Origin of the sequence: Thioclava kandeliae, assembly GCF_040297545.1 — a bacterium.
Taxonomy (GTDB): Bacteria; Pseudomonadota; Alphaproteobacteria; order Rhodobacterales; family Rhodobacteraceae; genus Thioclava; species Thioclava kandeliae.
In genome coordinates this window covers 171,524-188,696 of record NZ_JAYWLC010000008.1, presented here as the reverse complement: position 1 = coordinate 188,696, position 17,173 = coordinate 171,524, and the positions used below count along the sequence as shown (strand labels likewise).

General features: G+C 61.6%; 15 protein-coding genes. 11 read left to right on the top strand and 4 right to left on the bottom strand.

Annotated elements, in window-relative coordinates:
- Positions 1–73: 73 nt before the first annotated feature.
- Genes VSX56_RS12025 through VSX56_RS12010 form a run of 4 tightly spaced genes read right to left on the bottom strand, consistent with a single transcriptional unit; the run spans position 74 to position 4,539 of the window.
- Positions 74–418 (bottom strand): tRNA-binding protein, encoded by a 345-nt coding sequence (locus tag VSX56_RS12025; RefSeq protein WP_339115381.1) that lies wholly within the window; start codon positions 416–418, stop codon positions 74–76.
- On the bottom strand, positions 415–1,617 hold the full coding sequence (locus tag VSX56_RS12020) for an MFS transporter (protein ID WP_350937369.1): 1,203 nt from the start codon (positions 1,615–1,617) through the stop codon (positions 415–417). Before VSX56_RS12020 ends, VSX56_RS12025 begins: the two co-directional genes overlap by 4 nt.
- Positions 1,614–3,110: a lyase family protein gene (locus tag VSX56_RS12015; protein ID WP_350937366.1), complete on the bottom strand. Its 1,497-nt coding sequence runs from the start codon at positions 3,108–3,110 to the stop codon at positions 1,614–1,616. The genes VSX56_RS12020 and VSX56_RS12015 overlap by 4 nt, the downstream gene beginning before the upstream one ends.
- A gap of 4 nt (positions 3,111–3,114) precedes the next feature.
- On the bottom strand, positions 3,115–4,539 hold the full coding sequence (locus VSX56_RS12010) for an aldehyde dehydrogenase family protein (RefSeq protein WP_350937364.1): 1,425 nt from the start codon (positions 4,537–4,539) through the stop codon (positions 3,115–3,117).
- 255 nt (positions 4,540–4,794) lie between these two features.
- Between VSX56_RS12010 and VSX56_RS12005 the strand changes: the two genes are divergently transcribed.
- The 11 genes from VSX56_RS12005 (at position 4,795) to VSX56_RS11955 (ending at position 17,164) form a co-directional block, all read left to right on the top strand.
- The gene (locus tag VSX56_RS12005) at positions 4,795–6,408 is read left to right on the top strand and encodes an ABC transporter substrate-binding protein (protein WP_349295289.1); all 1,614 of its coding nucleotides are present in this window, start codon (positions 4,795–4,797) and stop codon (positions 6,406–6,408) included.
- Positions 6,405–7,349, top strand: a complete 945-nt coding sequence (locus tag VSX56_RS12000; protein WP_350937361.1) for an ABC transporter permease — start codon at positions 6,405–6,407, stop codon at positions 7,347–7,349. Before VSX56_RS12005 ends, VSX56_RS12000 begins: the two co-directional genes overlap by 4 nt.
- Positions 7,349–8,206 (top strand): ABC transporter permease, encoded by an 858-nt coding sequence (locus VSX56_RS11995; protein WP_350937359.1) that lies wholly within the window; start codon positions 7,349–7,351, stop codon positions 8,204–8,206. The genes VSX56_RS12000 and VSX56_RS11995 overlap by 1 nt, the downstream gene beginning before the upstream one ends.
- 1 nt (position 8,207) lies before the next feature.
- A complete protein-coding gene (locus VSX56_RS11990; RefSeq protein WP_350937357.1) occupies positions 8,208–9,830 on the top strand; it encodes an ABC transporter ATP-binding protein in 1,623 nt (540 codons plus the stop codon).
- Positions 9,831–9,897: 67 nt separating this feature from the next.
- Positions 9,898–11,952, top strand: a complete 2,055-nt coding sequence (locus VSX56_RS11985) for an oxidoreductase (RefSeq protein WP_350937355.1) — start codon at positions 9,898–9,900, stop codon at positions 11,950–11,952.
- Positions 11,953–12,191: 239 nt separating this feature from the next.
- Positions 12,192–12,920 carry a haloacid dehalogenase type II gene (locus VSX56_RS11980; protein ID WP_339115390.1) on the top strand — a complete coding sequence of 243 codons (729 nt, stop codon included), beginning with the start codon at positions 12,192–12,194 and terminating at the stop codon, positions 12,918–12,920.
- Positions 12,921–12,946: 26 nt separating this feature from the next.
- Positions 12,947–13,423 (top strand): Lrp/AsnC family transcriptional regulator, encoded by a 477-nt coding sequence (locus VSX56_RS11975; protein ID WP_339115391.1) that lies wholly within the window; start codon positions 12,947–12,949, stop codon positions 13,421–13,423.
- 261 nt (positions 13,424–13,684) lie between these two features.
- A complete protein-coding gene (locus VSX56_RS11970; protein ID WP_339115392.1) occupies positions 13,685–14,656 on the top strand; it encodes a LysR family transcriptional regulator in 972 nt (323 codons plus the stop codon).
- A complete protein-coding gene (locus VSX56_RS11965; protein ID WP_350937352.1) occupies positions 14,653–16,122 on the top strand; it encodes an NAD(P)-binding domain-containing protein in 1,470 nt (489 codons plus the stop codon). Before VSX56_RS11970 ends, VSX56_RS11965 begins: the two co-directional genes overlap by 4 nt.
- On the top strand, positions 16,119–16,598 hold the full coding sequence (locus VSX56_RS11960; RefSeq protein WP_350937350.1) for a CMD domain-containing protein: 480 nt from the start codon (positions 16,119–16,121) through the stop codon (positions 16,596–16,598). Before VSX56_RS11965 ends, VSX56_RS11960 begins: the two co-directional genes overlap by 4 nt.
- Positions 16,598–17,164, top strand: a complete 567-nt coding sequence (locus VSX56_RS11955; RefSeq protein ID WP_349295297.1) for a peroxidase-related enzyme — start codon at positions 16,598–16,600, stop codon at positions 17,162–17,164. Before VSX56_RS11960 ends, VSX56_RS11955 begins: the two co-directional genes overlap by 1 nt.
- The last annotated feature ends 9 nt before the right edge of the window (positions 17,165–17,173 follow it).

Below are 17,173 nucleotides of genomic sequence, written 5' to 3'. Positions count from 1 at the left end.
CGCCTTCACGCGGACTTTCACGTTATAATCAATCACGCGCTTGACGGGTACGAGGACCTTCATTCGCTTCTCCTCAGTAGATCGCGCCGCCGATCGTGGCGTCGCTTTCGGGGGTCAGGATAACGGTTTCACCGGCGGCATTGGCAGCGCCCATGATCAGCACCTCGGACTGGAAACCGGCGATGTTGCGGGGCGCGAAATTCACGATGCAGACGACCGATTTTCCCAGAAGCTCCTCTTCGGAATAGCGGGTGATCTGGGCCGAGGACCATTTGACGCCGATTTCCTCGCCAAAATCCACCGCGACCTTATAAGAAGGGTTACGCGCACGCGGGAAAGGTTTGACTTCGGTGATGCGACCGATGCGCAGGTCGAGAGCCTCGAAATTGCTGTAATCGGCAACGGGTTTGGCGGTCATGAGAGGATCCTTTTGTTCGAGGGGGCAGAATTACGGCTTAGAAGGCCGATGACAAGAGCCAGAGTCAGGACTTCGAGAAGCAGCAGGTAGAAGAAATTTGTCATTCCGTGCTGGATGAGCGGGGCGATGATCGCCGGGGCCAGAAACTGGCCGATATTGATGCCGGTGGTGACGAAGCCGTAGGTCCGCCCCTGCAGGTGCACGGGGGTGGCACGCGCCACCAGCAGATCGCGCGCAGGCAGGATCACCCCCATGGCAAAGCCCAGAAGCAGCATGCCCGCGCCATAGCCGATCACGCCACCCGTGCCAGACCAGGCGATGCACCAGCCTACCATCCCCAGAAAGATACCCATGGCGAAGGTAAGGATCTCGCTACCGCCGCGTTGGAGCCATTGGCCCCCCGCCAGAATGCCAGCGGTGCCGATCAGCAGATAGAGGGACAGGATCGTGTTCAGCTCGTGCATTCCATAGCCAAAATGCTGTGTTCCCGCGAGGACCGAGTAGCCCTGCACCCCGCCGGACACGATAGAGAAGAGCGCAAAGACCAGCAGTTGCATCACGGTGCGGCTGTTCATGACGTCATGCAGCCTGTGTCTGGAACGGTAACTTCCGCGCGCCTCCGCTGCATCGGGGTCCAGCATGGCCAGGGCGATCAATCCTGGGATCGCGACAAGCGCGGCAAAAAGGAAGGCTGCACGCCATCCGAAGGCAAAGCCCAAGGGGGCAAGGAGCGCAGGGGCCAGTGCAAAGCCCAGATTGCCGCTGAAACTATGGATCGAAAAGCCGAAGGCGCGCCTCTCCTTGGCGACGCAGCGGTTCAACAGACGGAAATCCGCAGGGTGGTAGATGGCATTGGCCAGTCCCGCCAGCCAATAGGCCAGCCCGAAGGTCCAGATATCGGGTGCAAGTGCGGCACCGAGCATGCCGAGAGCCGAAAGCGCCAGCCCCAGCCTCAGGCAGCGCAGCCCGCCAAAACGATCGACCAGAATGCCGGCCAGATATTGCGTGGCCGCGGTAATCAGGTTGAACCCTGCCAGCACGATGGCCAACTGGCCCAGTGTGACATCCAGCCCCTTGCCCAGAAGCGGGAAAAGCGGCGGCAAGGCCAGCATATAGAGATGGCTGAGCCCGTGGACATAGCCCACGGACCAGATGGCTTTCTTCGAGCCCTTGACGGGCGCGGCCGTAGAAGAGGTCATACGAAGCGCTGTCCCTTCACGGCAGTGTCGACCGTTGCCAGAAGGTTTTCCTGTGCTTTGGCCAAGGTCGTCTCGAGCGCCTGCAGAGCCTGTCGTTCATGGGCGAGCGCGCTGGTGGCCTGCGAGATCGCGTGATCCATTGCCTCGGGGCCGGGCCCGCCGAATGTATCGCGGCGGCTGACAAAGGCGCGCGCATCGAGCGCGCGGGTGAAGACGGCCTCGTCGAGAGTGATCTTCAGCGCGCCGGAACGGCTTGCATAGGCGTTGAAATCATCGGCGGACATCTCGTAGGGCGGTTGGCCCTTGGCGATGCAGTCCCGCACAAATCCCGCAACCAGACCATGCGCCCTGCGCCAGTCGATACGGTTCTGCCGCACGAGTGCACCGGCCAGATCGGTGACGCTGGCCCAGTAGAGATTGGCATGGCTTTCAGCGCGCGCTGATTTGACCTCCATATCGTGCAACAGGTCCGGTAGGATCGCGAGCCTTTCGCCCAAGGCACGGGCCAGCTGACGCAGGGAGCGGTCGGAATTGCGTCGCTCGATGATCGGGAAGCCGGTCGGGCCGCGTTCGGTGCCCATGACCATGGTCAGCGTGGCCTGCGCCTGTGTCGAGAGATGGCGCAGATCCTGCAACCCGTCGGGGTTGCGCTTTTGCGGCATCATCGAGGAGATCCCGATGAACCAGTCGGGCAGGGTGATCAGGTCATATTCGGTGGTGTTCCACAGGAACAGATCCTCGGCCATGCGCGAGAGCGTGTAGCACAGCATGTTCAGCGTGGAGGCAAACTCCATCTCCAGATCATGGCTAAGCGCGGCATCAAGCGTGTTGGTCAGCACCGAGTCAAAACCCAGAAGCTGTGCGATGCGGCTACGGTCTATGGGAAATTCTGTCCCCGACATGATCCCGGCACCGGCGGGGCTGTGATTGGCGCGGGCGATGGTCTCGCCCAAGCGGGCACAATCGCGGGCCAGTGCGTCATTATACATCATCGCCCAAAGCGCGAATGTGATGGGCTGGGCATGCTGGCCATGGGTGTTGCCCGGCAGGACGTGATCCACATGGCGGCTGGCAAATTCCACCAGCGCGGCGCGCAGCTCCACGAGCCCCTTGCGCAGTTCCAGCAGGGTGTGGCGGGCATACATACGGAAGGAAATCGCCGACAGATCCCCCGAGGAGCGCGCGAGCCCGATGGCCCCGCCAATGGCCGCGCCCTTATGTTCGGTCAGCCATGCCTCGCCTGCATGGTTGCCGCCGCCCGCCTTGCGACGGCAGTCGGCCATGCCGAGGCGGTCCATCTCGCGCAGGCCCGCCAGCACGCCAAGCGCTGTCTCGGCAGGCAGGATACCCCGCTCGCCCAGCATCAGCACATGCGCCATATCGTAGGAGTGGATATAGCCCGCGGTATCCTCGACAAAGCCTTCCTTGTAGCTCTCCATATATGCGGGGCGCAATGTGCGCGCGGGCGGGTCCGGCCGTAGATTGTCGCGCATCATCTTACTCCGTTCCATGGCCGATCAGGGCGCTATATTCCAGAAATTCTTCGAGCCCGTAGCGGCCCTGCTCGCGCCCGTTGCCCGATTGCTTGAAGCCCCCAAAGGGCGCGGTGCGATCGAGTGCGGGATAGTTCAGCAGCACCCGACCCGCCCGCAAACGGCGACCGATGGCCCGCACGCGGGCCAGATCCTTGCCCTGCACATAGGCGGCCAGACCATAGGCGGTGTCATTGGCGATGCGGATCGCCTCGTCATCGTCTCCGTAGCCGATCAGCACCAGAACCGGACCGAAGATTTCCTGCTGCGCCAGCGTCATTTCGGGGGTGATATGGGAAAACACGGTGGGGCGGACATAGGCCCCGCAATTGAGCCCCTCGGGCAGGCCCGGACCGCCCGCGACAAGACGGCCGCCCTCGGAGAGGCCCGTCTCGATGAAGGACTGGATGCGTGCCCATTGCGCGGCACTTGCCACGGGACCCAGATCGGTTCCCTCGGCGCGCGGCGGGCCCACGGTCAGCGAATTGGCGGTGCGAGCGGCGATCCCGGCGGCTTGATCCATCAGCGCATGCGGCACCAGCATCCGTGTCGGCGCCGAACAGGCCTGCCCCGAATTCATGAAGCACGCGCGCACACCTTTGGTTACGGCGTCTTCCAGATCCACATCATCAAGAAGGATATTGGCCGATTTACCGCCAAGCTCGAGGCCCACGCGTTTGACGGTAGGCGCGGCGCTCTGGCTGACGGCCACGCCCGCGCGGGTCGAACCGGTGAAGGAGATCATGTCGATCTCGGGATGCGAGGACAGGGCCGTCCCTACCTCCGGCCCATCCCCATGGATCAGGTTGAAGAGCCCCGCCGGCACGCCCGCGGCCTCCATGATCTCGGCGATGATCGTGGCATTTCCCGGCGCGATCTCCGAAGGTTTGAGGATCGTGGCACAGCCTGCAGCCAGCGCGGGGGCGACCTTGATGATGATCTGGTTGATCGGCACATTCCACGGCGTGATCAGTGCCGCAATCCCGATCGGCACGCGGGTGACGAGCGTATCGCCCTGTATCCATTCGAACGCAAATGTCTCGAGCTCTTTGCACAGGATGCGGATATGGGCGGGGCCTGCCGCGGCATGGCCCTTGCGCGCATACCAGAGCGGCACGCCGATCTCGTCGGTAATTACCTGCGCGAGATCCTCCTCGCGTTTCTCCATCTCCTCCGCGATGCGGTAGAGGAGCGCAATACGCTCTGACAGGGACAGAGGCGGGCGGGCGAGGGCAGCTTTGGCCGCATCCACCGCACGATCCACATCGGCCGCCGATCCTGCGGCGACCTTGCCGCACACCGTTTCATCCGCGGGATTCAGAATGTCGATATAGCGCGGGAACTCCGGGCTAACCCATTGTCCGTCAATATAGAATTTTGTCTGATCCATGGCGTGTCCTGTCGTGTCGATTGGCCAGGAGAGTATGGCCCTGGACCCAAACCTAACCCGCCTGCCAGCCATAATTCCGCAGAAAATGCCCCGATAAAAAACAGATCCCACGGTTGAAGCCGCCATTTCATACAGATTCTGCGCCAAGGTCTGCCGCAGTCTTGATGACATCGAACGGGCATAGGGGATCTGCAACGGACCCGAGCACGGGCAGATGGCCCGAACCAGAATAGCCCGCCAACAAGGAGACCCAGAATGCGTGATTTCGAGACTCCCTACCTGTCCGCCCGCGCGCGACACGAGTTGCACCATCGCATGCGTCGTGGCGCATCGCGCCGGGATGTCATGAAGATGCTGGTGGCATCGGGGATGACCATCGCCTCCGCCGGACTGGTTGCAGGCTCTGCCACATCCGCCTTTGCCGCGACGCCCAAGCGCGGGGGAGATCTGAAGGTGGCTGGCTCGTCCTCCTCGACCGCCGAAACCCTCGATCCGGCATGGTTCCGCTCCGGCACCGATTATGCGCGCGGCTTCATGATTTATAACGGTCTGACGCGGCTTGACGGGCAATTGACCCCGCAACCGGAACTGGCGACCGAATGGGCGAGCGATGATGGCAAGACCTGGGTCTTCAAGCTGCGTCAGGGCGTGACCTTCCATGACGGCCGCTCCTTCACCGCCGATGACGTGGTGTTTTCTCTCCTGCGCCATAATGACCCCGCAACTGCCTCGCGCGCGACGAGCTATACCAAGGATATCACCGGCGTGACGGCGAACAGCCCGTCGGAAGTGACCATTACCCTTGCCAGCGCCAATTATGATCTGCCGGTGGCTCTGGGCACCTTCAACCTGATGATCGTGCCCGCAGGCACGACGGATTTCGCCAAGGGCATCGGCACCGGCCCCTACAAGCTCGACAGTTTCGAGCCGGGCGTGCGCTCGCTGGTCAGCCGCTATGACGGGTATTTCAAGGACGGTCTGCAATTCGTCGATACGATCGAGTATTTCGGTCTTCCCGAGGAAAGTTCGCGGCTCAACGCGCTGCGTGCGGGCGAGGTGCATCTGACCACCGGTATCAATCCGCGTTCCTCGCGTCTGATCCAGACGACGAAGGGGGTCGAGCTATTCGTGACCAAGTCCGGCACCTATTCGGATCTGATCATGCAGAAGACCGATGCGACCGTCGGCAGCGATGATTTCGCGCTGGGAATGAAATATCTGCTGGACCGTCAGACGATCCAGAACTCGATCTACCGCGATTTCGCCACTGTTGCCAATGACCAGCCCATCGCGCCGACGATGAAATATTTCAACGAAAGCCTCGCACAGCGCGAATTCGACCCCGAAAAGGCCAAATTCCATCTGCAAAAGGCGGGTGTCATGGGCCAGAGCATTCCTCTGGTGGCTTCGGCAGGCGTCGGCAATACGCTGGATATGGCGCTGATCCTGCAGCAATCGGCCAAGGAGATCGGGCTTACCATCGACGTGCAGCGTGTGCCGGTTGACGGCTATTGGTCGAATGTCTGGATGAAGGTGCCCTTCGGTTTCGGGACCATTACCCAGCGCCCGACTGCCGATATGATCTTCTCGCTCTGCTATGCGTCGGACGGGGCTTATAATTCCTCGAAATGGAAGAGCGACAAATTCGATCAGGCGCTCCTGGCCGCGCGTGTGGAGACCAACGAGGACAAACGCGCCTCGCTCTATGCCGATATGCAGGAGATGGTCTCCAACGAAGCGGGCTCGGGCATTCCGGTCTTCTTCAGCAATATCGATGCGCATAGCTCCTCGCTCAAAGGGCTCGAGCCGATCCCGACCGGCAATATGATGGGCTATGCCTTCGCCGAAAACGTCTGGCTTGACGCATGATTGCGCTGATCCTCAAACGTATCGTTCTGGGGCTGCTGACGCTCTGGCTGGTTGCGACGCTGGTGTTTCTGGTGTCGGGCAGCCTGCCGGGCGATGCGGCGGCGAGCTTTCTGGGACAGGATGCGACGCCCGAGACGCTGGCCGCACTGCGCGCCAAGATGGGGCTCGATCAGTCGGAACTCATGCGTTACCTTCACTGGCTTGGCGGGATCGCCCATGGGGATTTCGGCGTTTCGCTGGTGGACGGGCGTCCGGTGACCGAGGTGATCTCAACCCGTCTGGGCAATTCGCTCCTGCTGGCGGGTCTGTCGACGCTGGTGGCGATCCCCGTGTCGCTGGTGCTGGGTATTGCTTCGGCCATGCGGCCCAATTCGGTCTTCGACCGGCTCACCACCTTCCTGTCGATTATCGCGCTTTCGACACCGTCCTTCCTGATTGCCACCGTCATCGTTCTGGTGCTGTCGGTCTGGACGGGCTGGTTTCCGGCGCTCTCCTCTATCGACCGTGTGACCTCTTTCGGCGGGCTGCTCCATACGATGGCCCTGCCGGTGATCGCGCTGTCTTTGTCGGTGATCGGACAGATGGCGCGGATGACGCGGGCGATCTTGCTGCAGCAGATGAACGAACCCTATGTGGAGACAGCCGTTCTCAAGGGCTCGACCAGCCTGCGTGCCACCGTCTTCCATGCGCTGCCCAATGTGGCGGGACCGATCGTCAACGCCTCGGCGCTGTCGCTGAACGCGTTGATTTCAGGTGTGGTCTTCGTCGAGGTGATCTTCGCCTATCCGGGACTGACCAAGCTGATGGTCGATAGTGTCTCGAACCGCGATCTGCCGCTCATGCAGGCCTGCGCGCTGATCTTTTGTGCCGGTTTCCTTGTGCTGGTGCTGATCGCCGATGTGATCGCCATTCTTGCCAACCCCAAACTGAGGAGCGCATGATGATGGACAGTTCCGTATCGCGCCCCGCGCGCGGCCTGCGCCGCCCCGTCCTGCCAAACTGGCCGATCCTGTCGGTGATGGGTGCTATTGTCTTCCTGTTCTGGGCCTTCATCGCCATTTTCGGCGACTGGCTGACGCCCCATGATCCGGGCGAATTCATCGACAGCTGGAATGTGCTGGGCCCGCCTACCGCGCAGACATGGCTTGGCACCGACTATCTGGGCCGCGATGTGCTGTCGCGGATCATGACGGGGGCCAAATATACCGTGGGCCTGCCGTTCCTGACTGCGGGGCTTGCACTGTTTTTCGGGCTGATCCTCGGGGTGGGGGTTACACTGGTGCGTGGACCTCTGGATACGGCGCTCTCGTGGCTGATGGATACCGTCAACTCGCTGCCTTCCACCATTTTCGCACTGGTGGCCGTGGCGGGGTTCGGCACCTCGATCCCCGTTCTGGTGATTGTGATCACCGCGCTCTATATCCCCTCGGCCTACCGCAATGTGCGGGCGGCGGCGATGAATGTGTCGCGGCTTGAATTCATCGATGCGGCGCATGTGCGCGGCGAGGGGCCGCTCTATATCATCTTCCGCGAGATCCTGCCCAATATCCTGCCCAATCTCGTTACCCATTTCGGGATCATGTTCATCTATATCGCGCTTCTTTTGTCGGGCCTGTCCTTCCTCGGGCTGGGTGTGCAGCCGCCCGAAGCCGATTGGGGTGCGCTGATTGCCGAGAATATGATGGGGCTGAGCTATGGGGCGCTTGCGATCTTCGCACCTGCCCTGGCGCTCTTGTCGCTGACCATGTCGATGACGCTGATGGTCGATGCCATCTCCGCACAGAAGAAGGAGCGCTGAGATGACCGATCAGAGTTTCATCGAGGTTCAGGGCCTGACTATCGAAGCCGCAGGGCGCGAGATTGTCCGTGATGTGTCCTTCTCGGCCAGAAAGGGCGAGGTGGTGGCACTGATCGGCGAGTCCGGCTCGGGCAAATCCACAATCGCGCTTTCGCTCATGGGCTATGCGCGTCCGGGCTGCACGATCTCCAAGGGGCAGATCCGTGTGGGCCAGCGCGATGTGCGCGCCCTGTCGAAGGCGCAGCTGCGGGACTATCGGGGGCGCGACATTTCCTATGTCGCACAATCGGCGGCAGCCGCGTTCAACCCCGTCAAACGTATCCGCTCCCAGGTGGTCGAGGCCGCGAAGCTGCATAACACCATGTCCAAGGACGCGGCTCTTGCCCGCCAGAAAGAGCTGATGGCCACGATGGCGCTGCCCGATCCCGAGACGATCGGCGAGCGGTACGTCCATCAGGTCTCGGGCGGACAGTTGCAACGGATGATGGCGGCGATGGCGATGATGAACACCCCCGAGGTGATGATCTTCGACGAGCCGACCACCGCGCTGGATGTGACCACGCAGGTCGAGGTGCTGAAGGCCTTCAAGGATATGATCCGCCAGCAGGGCGTGACCGCCATCTATGTCAGCCATGATCTGGGTGTGGTCGCGCAGATTGCCGACCGGATCATCGTGTTGAAAGACGGGCAGGTAATGGAGAATAATGAGGCCGGTGCCGTGCTGGATCGCCCGCAATCGGGCTTTACCTCGGCGCTCCTGAAAGCCTCGGAGCCGCGCCGGCTGGAGCTGGACACCACCCCTGATCCCGATACGGTGCTGGAGGTCGGGATGCTGACCGCAGGTTACGGCCCGATCCGCAACAATATGCCCCGACATCCGGTGCTGCGCGATATCTCCTTCAAGATCGGCAAGGGCCAGACACTGGGGCTGATCGGGGAATCCGGCTCGGGGAAATCGACCATGGGGCGGGTGCTGGCGGGGCTATTGCCTGCCGCGCATGGTTATGGGCTCCTGAACGGGCGCGAACTGAATATCACCAATGCACGCAAGCGGTCGAAACAGGACCGGCGCGAGTTGCAGATCGCCTTCCAGATGGCCGATACCGCGCTCAATCCGCGCTTGAGCAATGCCGATATCCTTGGCCGCCCGTTGAAATTCTACCATGGGCTGGGGCGCGAGGCGCGGCGCAAGCGGGTGCTGGAGCTGCTGGATATGGTGCGGCTTCCGGCGCATCTGGCGGATCTGTCGCCGCGCGAGCTGTCGGGCGGGCAGAAGCAGCGGATCAATCTGGCGCGTGCGCTGGCCGCCGAGCCGTCACTGGTGATCTGCGACGAGGTGACCTCGGCGCTTGATACGGTGGTGGCCAATGCGGTGATCGAGTTGCTCGTCGAGCTCCAGCGCGAGCTGGGCCTGTCCTATCTCTTCATCAGTCACGATCTCGGGAAGGTCGAGGCGATGTGTAACGAGGTGATGGTCCTCTACAAAGGCCGCGAGGTCGAACGTGCCCCTCGCGACCGCCTGAGCGCCGACCCCCAGCATTCCTATACCCGCGATCTCGTCCGCGCCGTGCCGCAACTGCGCCGCGGCTGGCTGGAAGAGGTGACGGGGCAAGGTCTTTATTGAGGCCCCAGATCATTGGAACGGGCCGCATAACGAGGGCCCGCTGCGCAAAAATCCAACGGAGAGCAAGATGAATACCCACGCAAAACCGGCACAGCTGCGCACCCGCGATCCGCTGTTGACCGAGTTCAAGCTGAAACATCTGACGATGCGCAACCGCATCATTTCGACCTCGCATGCGGCGACCGCAGGCGGTGGCGGCTATCCGCGTGAACAGTATCAGGCCTATCACGAGGAAAAGGCCAAGGGCGGTCTGGCGATGACCATGATCGGCGGCTCCTCGCAGGTCAGCCCTGACAGCAACTGGGGCGGCAACCAGATGGATGTCAGCCATGATGACGCTATCCCCTATCTGCAACAGATGTCCGCGCGTGTGCACAAACATGGTGCCCATATCATGTGCCAGATCTCGCATCTGGGGCGCCGTGCCGATGCGACGGTGCGCGACTGGTTGCCCGCGCTCGGGCCGTCGCGCCTGCGCGAGATGCGTCACCGTGCGATTGCCCATGAGATGGACGAGCACGACATCCGCCGCGTGATCCGCGATTACACCGCGGCTGCGCGCCGATTGAAAGAGGGCGGTTTTGACGGGCTGGAGACGTTGGCAGGCGGCCACCTGATCGGCCAGTTCTTCTCGCCGCTGACCAACTTCCGGACCGATAAATGGGGCGGCTCGGTTCAGAACCGTGTGCGTTTCGCACTGGAGTTGCATGACTCCATCCGCCGCGAAGTGGGCGACGATTTCGTCGTCGGCATGCGCTATGTGGTTGATGAAGGCGAGAATATCGGTCTGAATTTCGATGAATGTCTCGAGATTGCGGGTATCCTGCAGCAAGAGACCTCGATTGATTTCTTCAACTGTATCTTTGGCAAGATGGATACGGGGCTGGCACTGGTCGAGCATAACATTCCCAATATGGCTCGTCCCTCGGCGCCCTTCCTGAAAACCGTGGGCGAGTTCAAGAAACAGGTGAAACTGCCGGTCTTCCATGCCGCGCGCATCCCGGATCTCGAGACTGCGCGCTATGCGATCTCGGAAGGGCTTCTGGATCTGGTGGGGATGACCCGCGCCCATATCGCCGACCCCTATATCGTGCAAAAGTTGGAGCAGGGCGAAGCCGACCGTATCCGTCCCTGTATCGGCACCTCGCATTGCCTCTACCGGTTGGGCAACTGCATCCATAATGCGTCATCGAACCGCGAATATAAACTTCCCCACATCGTGCCGAAGGCGGAGGTGCAGAAGAAGGCCGTGGTTGTGGGCGGCGGTCCTGCGGGGCTTGAGGCCGCACGTGTTCTGGCCGAGCGTGGCCATCAGGTGACGCTGTTCGAGGCGGGTCCGAAGCTGGGCGGTCAGGTGCTGATCGCGGCACTTGCGGGCTGGCGTCGGGATCTGATCGCGATCGTCGACTGGCGTGTGGCCGAGTTGGAGCATCTGGGCGTGAAGGTCGTGACCGATTGCTTTGCCGGCGAGGAAGAGATTGCGGCAGAGGCCCCCGATGTGGTGATTATGGCAACCGGCGGTCTGCCGGATACCACCGTCCCGGAGGGCGGCGAGGAGCTGGTGAAATCCACATGGGATGCGCTTAACGAGCCGCAGACTATCGGCCAGAAAGTGTTGGTCGTGGATGGCACCGGCCGCCATCAGGCACCGTCCACCGCGCTGACGCTGGCCGAGATGGGCCGCGATGTCAGCCTGACGACAATGGATGAATTCATGGCGCAGGAGATGGAATACCAATCGCGCATCACCTATCGCAAGAAGCTTGCGGCGCTCCATACGAAGGTCGATATCGACCTCGAGATCCGCAAGGTCGAGCGCTCGGGCAACGGGCTGAAGGTGACCATGGTCCATATGCTGACGGGCGAGCGGATTGCCTATGAGGTGGATGATGTGGTCGTCGATCACGGCTCGCTGCCCTATGACGAGCTGTATCAGGAGATGCGGAGCGCTTCGGCCAATAATGGCGAGACACAGCTCGACGAGTTGCTGGCGCTCAAGCCGCAACCCGGCACGCCTGCCAAAGGCGAGGGCTATGCGCTCTTTGTCATCGGCGATGCGGTTGCCTCGCGCTCGATCCATGCCGCGATCTATGACGCCTTCCGCCTCTGCCTCGTGATCTGAGGGGAGGTAGAAGCTGTCCGTACTTATCCATATGGGCAGCATAAAAATTCGGCGCAGCCACGTTGCTGCGCCTAAAATCCGCTCATATGGCCGGATCTGGCGCAGAGCCTGCGAGGATATGACCGCCTTGCGGGAAATCCTCTTGCCTTGATCCGGCGCACAACTAGCAATGGGACGACATCAGTGAAAATCCCGTTGAGATCTGCCTCTATGGCGTGAAACCCTGAAGGAAAACCTCAATGAACCTTAATGATTACAAGATCCTGACCTTCGATGTCTATGGCACGCTCATCGATTGGGAAAGCGGCATGGTCGAGGGGCTGAAGCCGCTGACGGCGCGGCTGGCATCGCCCCTGTCGCGCGATCAGATCCTCGAGGCGCATGCCTATCATGAAAGCACCCAGCAGCGCTGGACCCCCGCGATGCCCTATTCCCGCCTGCTGGCAACCGTCTATCGCCGCCTCGCCGAGGAATGGGATATTCCGGTCACTTGGGAGGAATGCGAGACCTATGGCCAGTCGGTGAAGAACTGGCCCGCGTTCGAGGATTCGGCGGGCGCCCTGCAATATCTGCAGAAATACTTCAAACTCTGTGTGCTGACCAATGTCGATGCGGCCTCGTTCAAACATTCCAATGACAAGCTGGGTGTGACCTTCGATCACGTCTATACCGCCGAGGATGTGGGCAGCTACAAGCCGTCCGACAGGAACTTCGATTATATGATCGAACATCTGGCGCGTGTCGGGATCGAGAAACACGAGATCCTGCACACCGCCGAAAGCATGTTCCACGATCACAAGCCCGCCAACCGTCACGGCCTGACCTCCGCGTGGATCTACCGCCGCCATGACAAAAAAGGCTTCGGTGCCACGATGAACCCGGGCGAGATGCCGAATTACGATTTCCGCTTCAATTCGATGGCGGATCTGGTTGCGGCCCACCAGGCCGCGCTGCGCAAAGCCTCCTGAAGACCTAACAGACGGATCCCCTCGACGTGACGATCAAACTCGACCGTATCGACATCAGTATTCTCAACGAGCTGATGAAAAATGGCCGTATCTCCAATGTACGGCTATCGGAGCATGTGGGTTTGTCGGCCTCTCCCTGCCTCCAGCGGATCAAGCGGATGGAGGCGGCGGGGGTGATCGCGGGCTACGGGGCGCAGGTCGATATGACCAAGGTCTCGCAGCCCGTTACCGTCTTCACGGAATTTACCCTGTCCGATCACCGGCGCGAGCTGTTCTCGCGCTTCGAGCAGGAAGTCGGGCGGTTGCGTCAGGTATCGGAATGCCATCTGATTTCAGGCGGCTATGACTATCTGGTAAAATTCACCTCCCGCAACGTGTCCGAATATCACGAGACTATCGAGGCGCTACTGGAGCGCAATCTCGGAATCTCGCAATATTTCAGCTATATCGTGATCAAGTCCCCGATCCAGAAAAGCATCGTGCCGCTCGAAGATCTGCTCTGAGCACTCGGCCACGCGGGGTGGTATTGGCCCCGTCTTTCCGACAAAAGAGGCCTTGGCGTGGCGCATATGCCGCCACGTTCGTCGCGCCGTTCAGGTTGGCCTGAATGGCGCGTAAACACGCATAATCTGCGGTGTTTTATGGGTGTATGCCTAATTTCTCGCCTTTTATCCGACTTGGCGAGGCTGGTTCCCAAAAAGCTTTGACTCATACGCAATATGAATGAAGATGACTTAGTAATTCATATTTTGTATTTGTGAGCGATGGACACCAGAGACCTCCAGATATTCCTGAGCGTGATCGAAGAGGGAAGCATCACCAAAGCGGCGGCCAAGATCGGCACATCGCAGCCTTCCGTCTCGCGCACGGTGCAGGATCTCGAAGCCGAACTGGGCTTTGCGCTGTTGCATCGTGTGGGGCGGGGGATCCAGATCACCGAGGAGGGGCTCGCCTTTGGCGATGAGGCCCGGCGTCTTCTGATGTCCTTTGGCGAGCTGGCCGCACGGGCCAAGATGATTGCCGCGGGCAGGGGGCGTATCCTGCAAGTTGCCAGTATCTCGGCGATTGGCACGAGTCTGATCCCTGCCGCGCTGGCGGATCTCGGAACGGCGGGTCTGCCGCAGGAGACCCATGTGGGCCAGTTCCTACCTTCGGTCGTCGTGCAGGAAGTGCGCAGCGGACGGGCGGAGCTGGGTTATTGCAGCTTGCCGCTTGATACGTCGGGCGTCGAGGTCTTGCGGCTTTATAGCGCCCCTGATGCCATCGCCCTGCGTGAGGATGATCCGCTGGCAGCCCAAGAGGTGGTGCCTGTGGATAGCCTCGCCAACCGGCTGATGGTCACCATGCTCAATCCACTCAGGTTCCAGATGCATGTGGCGCGGGTATTGGCCGCGCGCGGCGTGCAGGTGGGGCAGGTAATCCGCACCAATATTTCCTATGCGGCGCTACAGATTGTCAGCCGCACAGGGGCTGCGGCGATTATCGATCCGGTCTCCGCGTGGGGCATGAATGTGCCAGGCGTCGTGATCCGCCCGATCGATGCGGAGGTGCCCTTCTACTGGGGGGTGCTGACGGCAAAGGGTCGGCCCCTGAGTGCGACGGCCATGCGGCTTGCCGATCAGGTCGAGGCCAATGCCGAACGTCTCATCCCGGGTTTTGCGCGGCTTGACCCGGCGCTTGCCGGCGGGCTCACGCCTCCGGCGCCCGAATTCTCGAACTATGGAACGGAAACATGATGGATAACACTCTCCCGTCACAGAATGCGGGATTGGCCGCGCTGGAAGCGCAACTGGCCGAGGATCTCTCGCTTCTGGAACTGCCGGCGAAATCATGGGTCCCGCGGCGTCAGCACGAGGGCGAGGAGGTCCGCGATGTCGTGGTGATCGGCGCGGGTATGTGCGGTCTGACAGCCACTGCCAAGCTGGTCCTCAGCGGGATCGACAATATCGTGACCTATGATGCGGCCCCCGAAGGTCAGGAAGGCCCATGGGTCACCTTCGCGCGGATGGAAACGCTGCGCTCGCCCAAGATCCTGACTGGCCCCGCGCTGGGACTTCCGCGCCTGACCTTCCGCGCGTGGTTTGTTGCGCAATGGGGACAGGCGGCATGGGACGCGCTCGACAAGATCCCGAAGAACCAGTGGATGGACTATCTGGTCTGGTATCGTAAGGCGCTGGACCTGCCGGTGAAAAACGATGTGCGCATGACCTCTCTCGAACAGGAGGGCGATCTGATCGCCGTCACCGTCGAGGGGGCCGAAACGGGGCGCATCCTGACCCGCAGGCTGGTTCTGGCAACGGGCCGCTCGGGGCTCGGCGGCACCTATGTGCCCGAAATGATCCGCACCATCGATCCGCGCTTCTGGGCGCATTCAGCCGATGATATCGATTTTGACGCCCTCAAGGGCAAACGGATTGCGGTGATCGGCGCCGGGGCCTCGGCGATGGATAATGCGGCGACGGCGCTCGAGGCGGGCGCGGGGTCGGTCGATATGCTGATCCGGCGGAAGGAAATGCCGCGGATCAACAAGATGACCGGGATCGGAAGCTATGGCGTGGTGCAGGGCATGCACCGTCTGCCCGATCTGTGGAAATGGAAGTTCTTTGATTATACCGCCCGGACCCAGACGCCGCCGCCGCGCAATTCGACGCTGCGTGTGAGCCGTCACGAGAATGCGCGCTTCTTCCTCGATTGCGGGCTGGAGAGCATGGCTGTCGAGCAGAACGAACTGGTCATCGAGACGACACAAGGCGAGATGCGCTTCGATTTCCTGATCGCGGCGACAGGGTTCGTGAACGATTTCGACGGGCGGGCCGAGTTCGCGAATTTCGCGCCTTTCATCCGGCGCTGGAAGGACGGGCGCGAGACCCCCGAGATGGGCCGCCCGCGCGCAAGCCTGTCGGATGCGCCGGATCTGGGGCCGGATTTCGAGTTCCGCGAACGCGAGCCGGGCAGCTGTCCGATGCTGGCCCATATCCATTGTTTCAATGACGCTGCGATGCTGACCCATGGTAAGGTTTCGGGCGATATTCCGGCAGTCAGTGCCGGTGCCGAGCGGTTGGTGCAGGGGATTGCCGCCTCGCTCTTTGCCGAAGATGTCGAGACCCATTTCAAGAACCTGCAAGCCTATGACACCCCCGAACTTCAAGGGGACGAATGGGTCGATGCGACCCCCAGCCTTCATGAAGGAGCTTCCGTATGAGTGATGCCCTAGACCTCGCGGCGGGCCTGAAGCCGCACGACCCGGTCTACCGTGCCCGCAGGGCCCGTCCCGAATTTGTGGAAGGGGCCGAACTCTGCCGTGCATCCGTGCTCGCACCCGAACACGGGCTGGGTCTCGATGGCGATCTGCGCCACGCGCTGGCCTTGCGGATGGGGCGCCTGAACGAGGACGAGGCGCTGGTGGCGCAATATTCCGAAGCGCTGGCCCATCTTGATCCGCTCGATCCGCTGGTCGCGCTCGGGAATGGCGCGACAGGGCTCGAGGCGCCGCATGCCGCGATCGCGCGCCATGTCGACATGGTCACGCTGACACCGTGGCAGGCAGGCCCCGAGCATATCCGCGCGCTCGAGGCGGCAGGGCTCAGCTCGCCGCAGATCATCGCGCTGTCCGAGCTGATCGCTTTCGTGAATTTCCAGACCCGTGTTGCCGCCGGTCTGCGCCTGTTGAGGTCCTGATGATCCCCACCGTCCGTATCAAACCGCTCGAATGGTATCCCTATATCGAACCGGTCAAACTGTCCGAGGCCACCCCCGAGCAACTCGACGCGATGAAGGTCACGCCCTCGGCCACCAAGGTCTCGGACTATGTGCGCACGCTGGCCCATGACCCCGAAAGCTATGTGGCGCGCACCGTGTTGTTCAACGCGATCATGTATGCCGAGGGCGGTCTCAACCGTGCCGATCGCGAGCTTGGGGCCTTGGGGGCCTCCATGGTGAATGGCTGCAAATATTGCGCCGTGGTCCATGCCCGCCGTCAGGCGCAGCTGGCCAAGAGCGATACTGCCGTCAGCGCGTTGTTCGTGGGCCAGCCCGAGGCGCTGGGTCCGCGCGATGCCGCCATCTATGCCTTTGCCCGCAAGCTTTCGGTGACGCCCAGCGAGGCGCAGCCCGAGGATGTGGCCGCCCTTCGGGCGCAGGGCATGTCGGATGAGGAGATCATCGATCTCATCCATTCCATCGCGATCTTCGGCTGGGCGAACCGGCTGATGCATGTTCTGGGGCACGCGGCACCCGCGGCCTGATAACAGGAG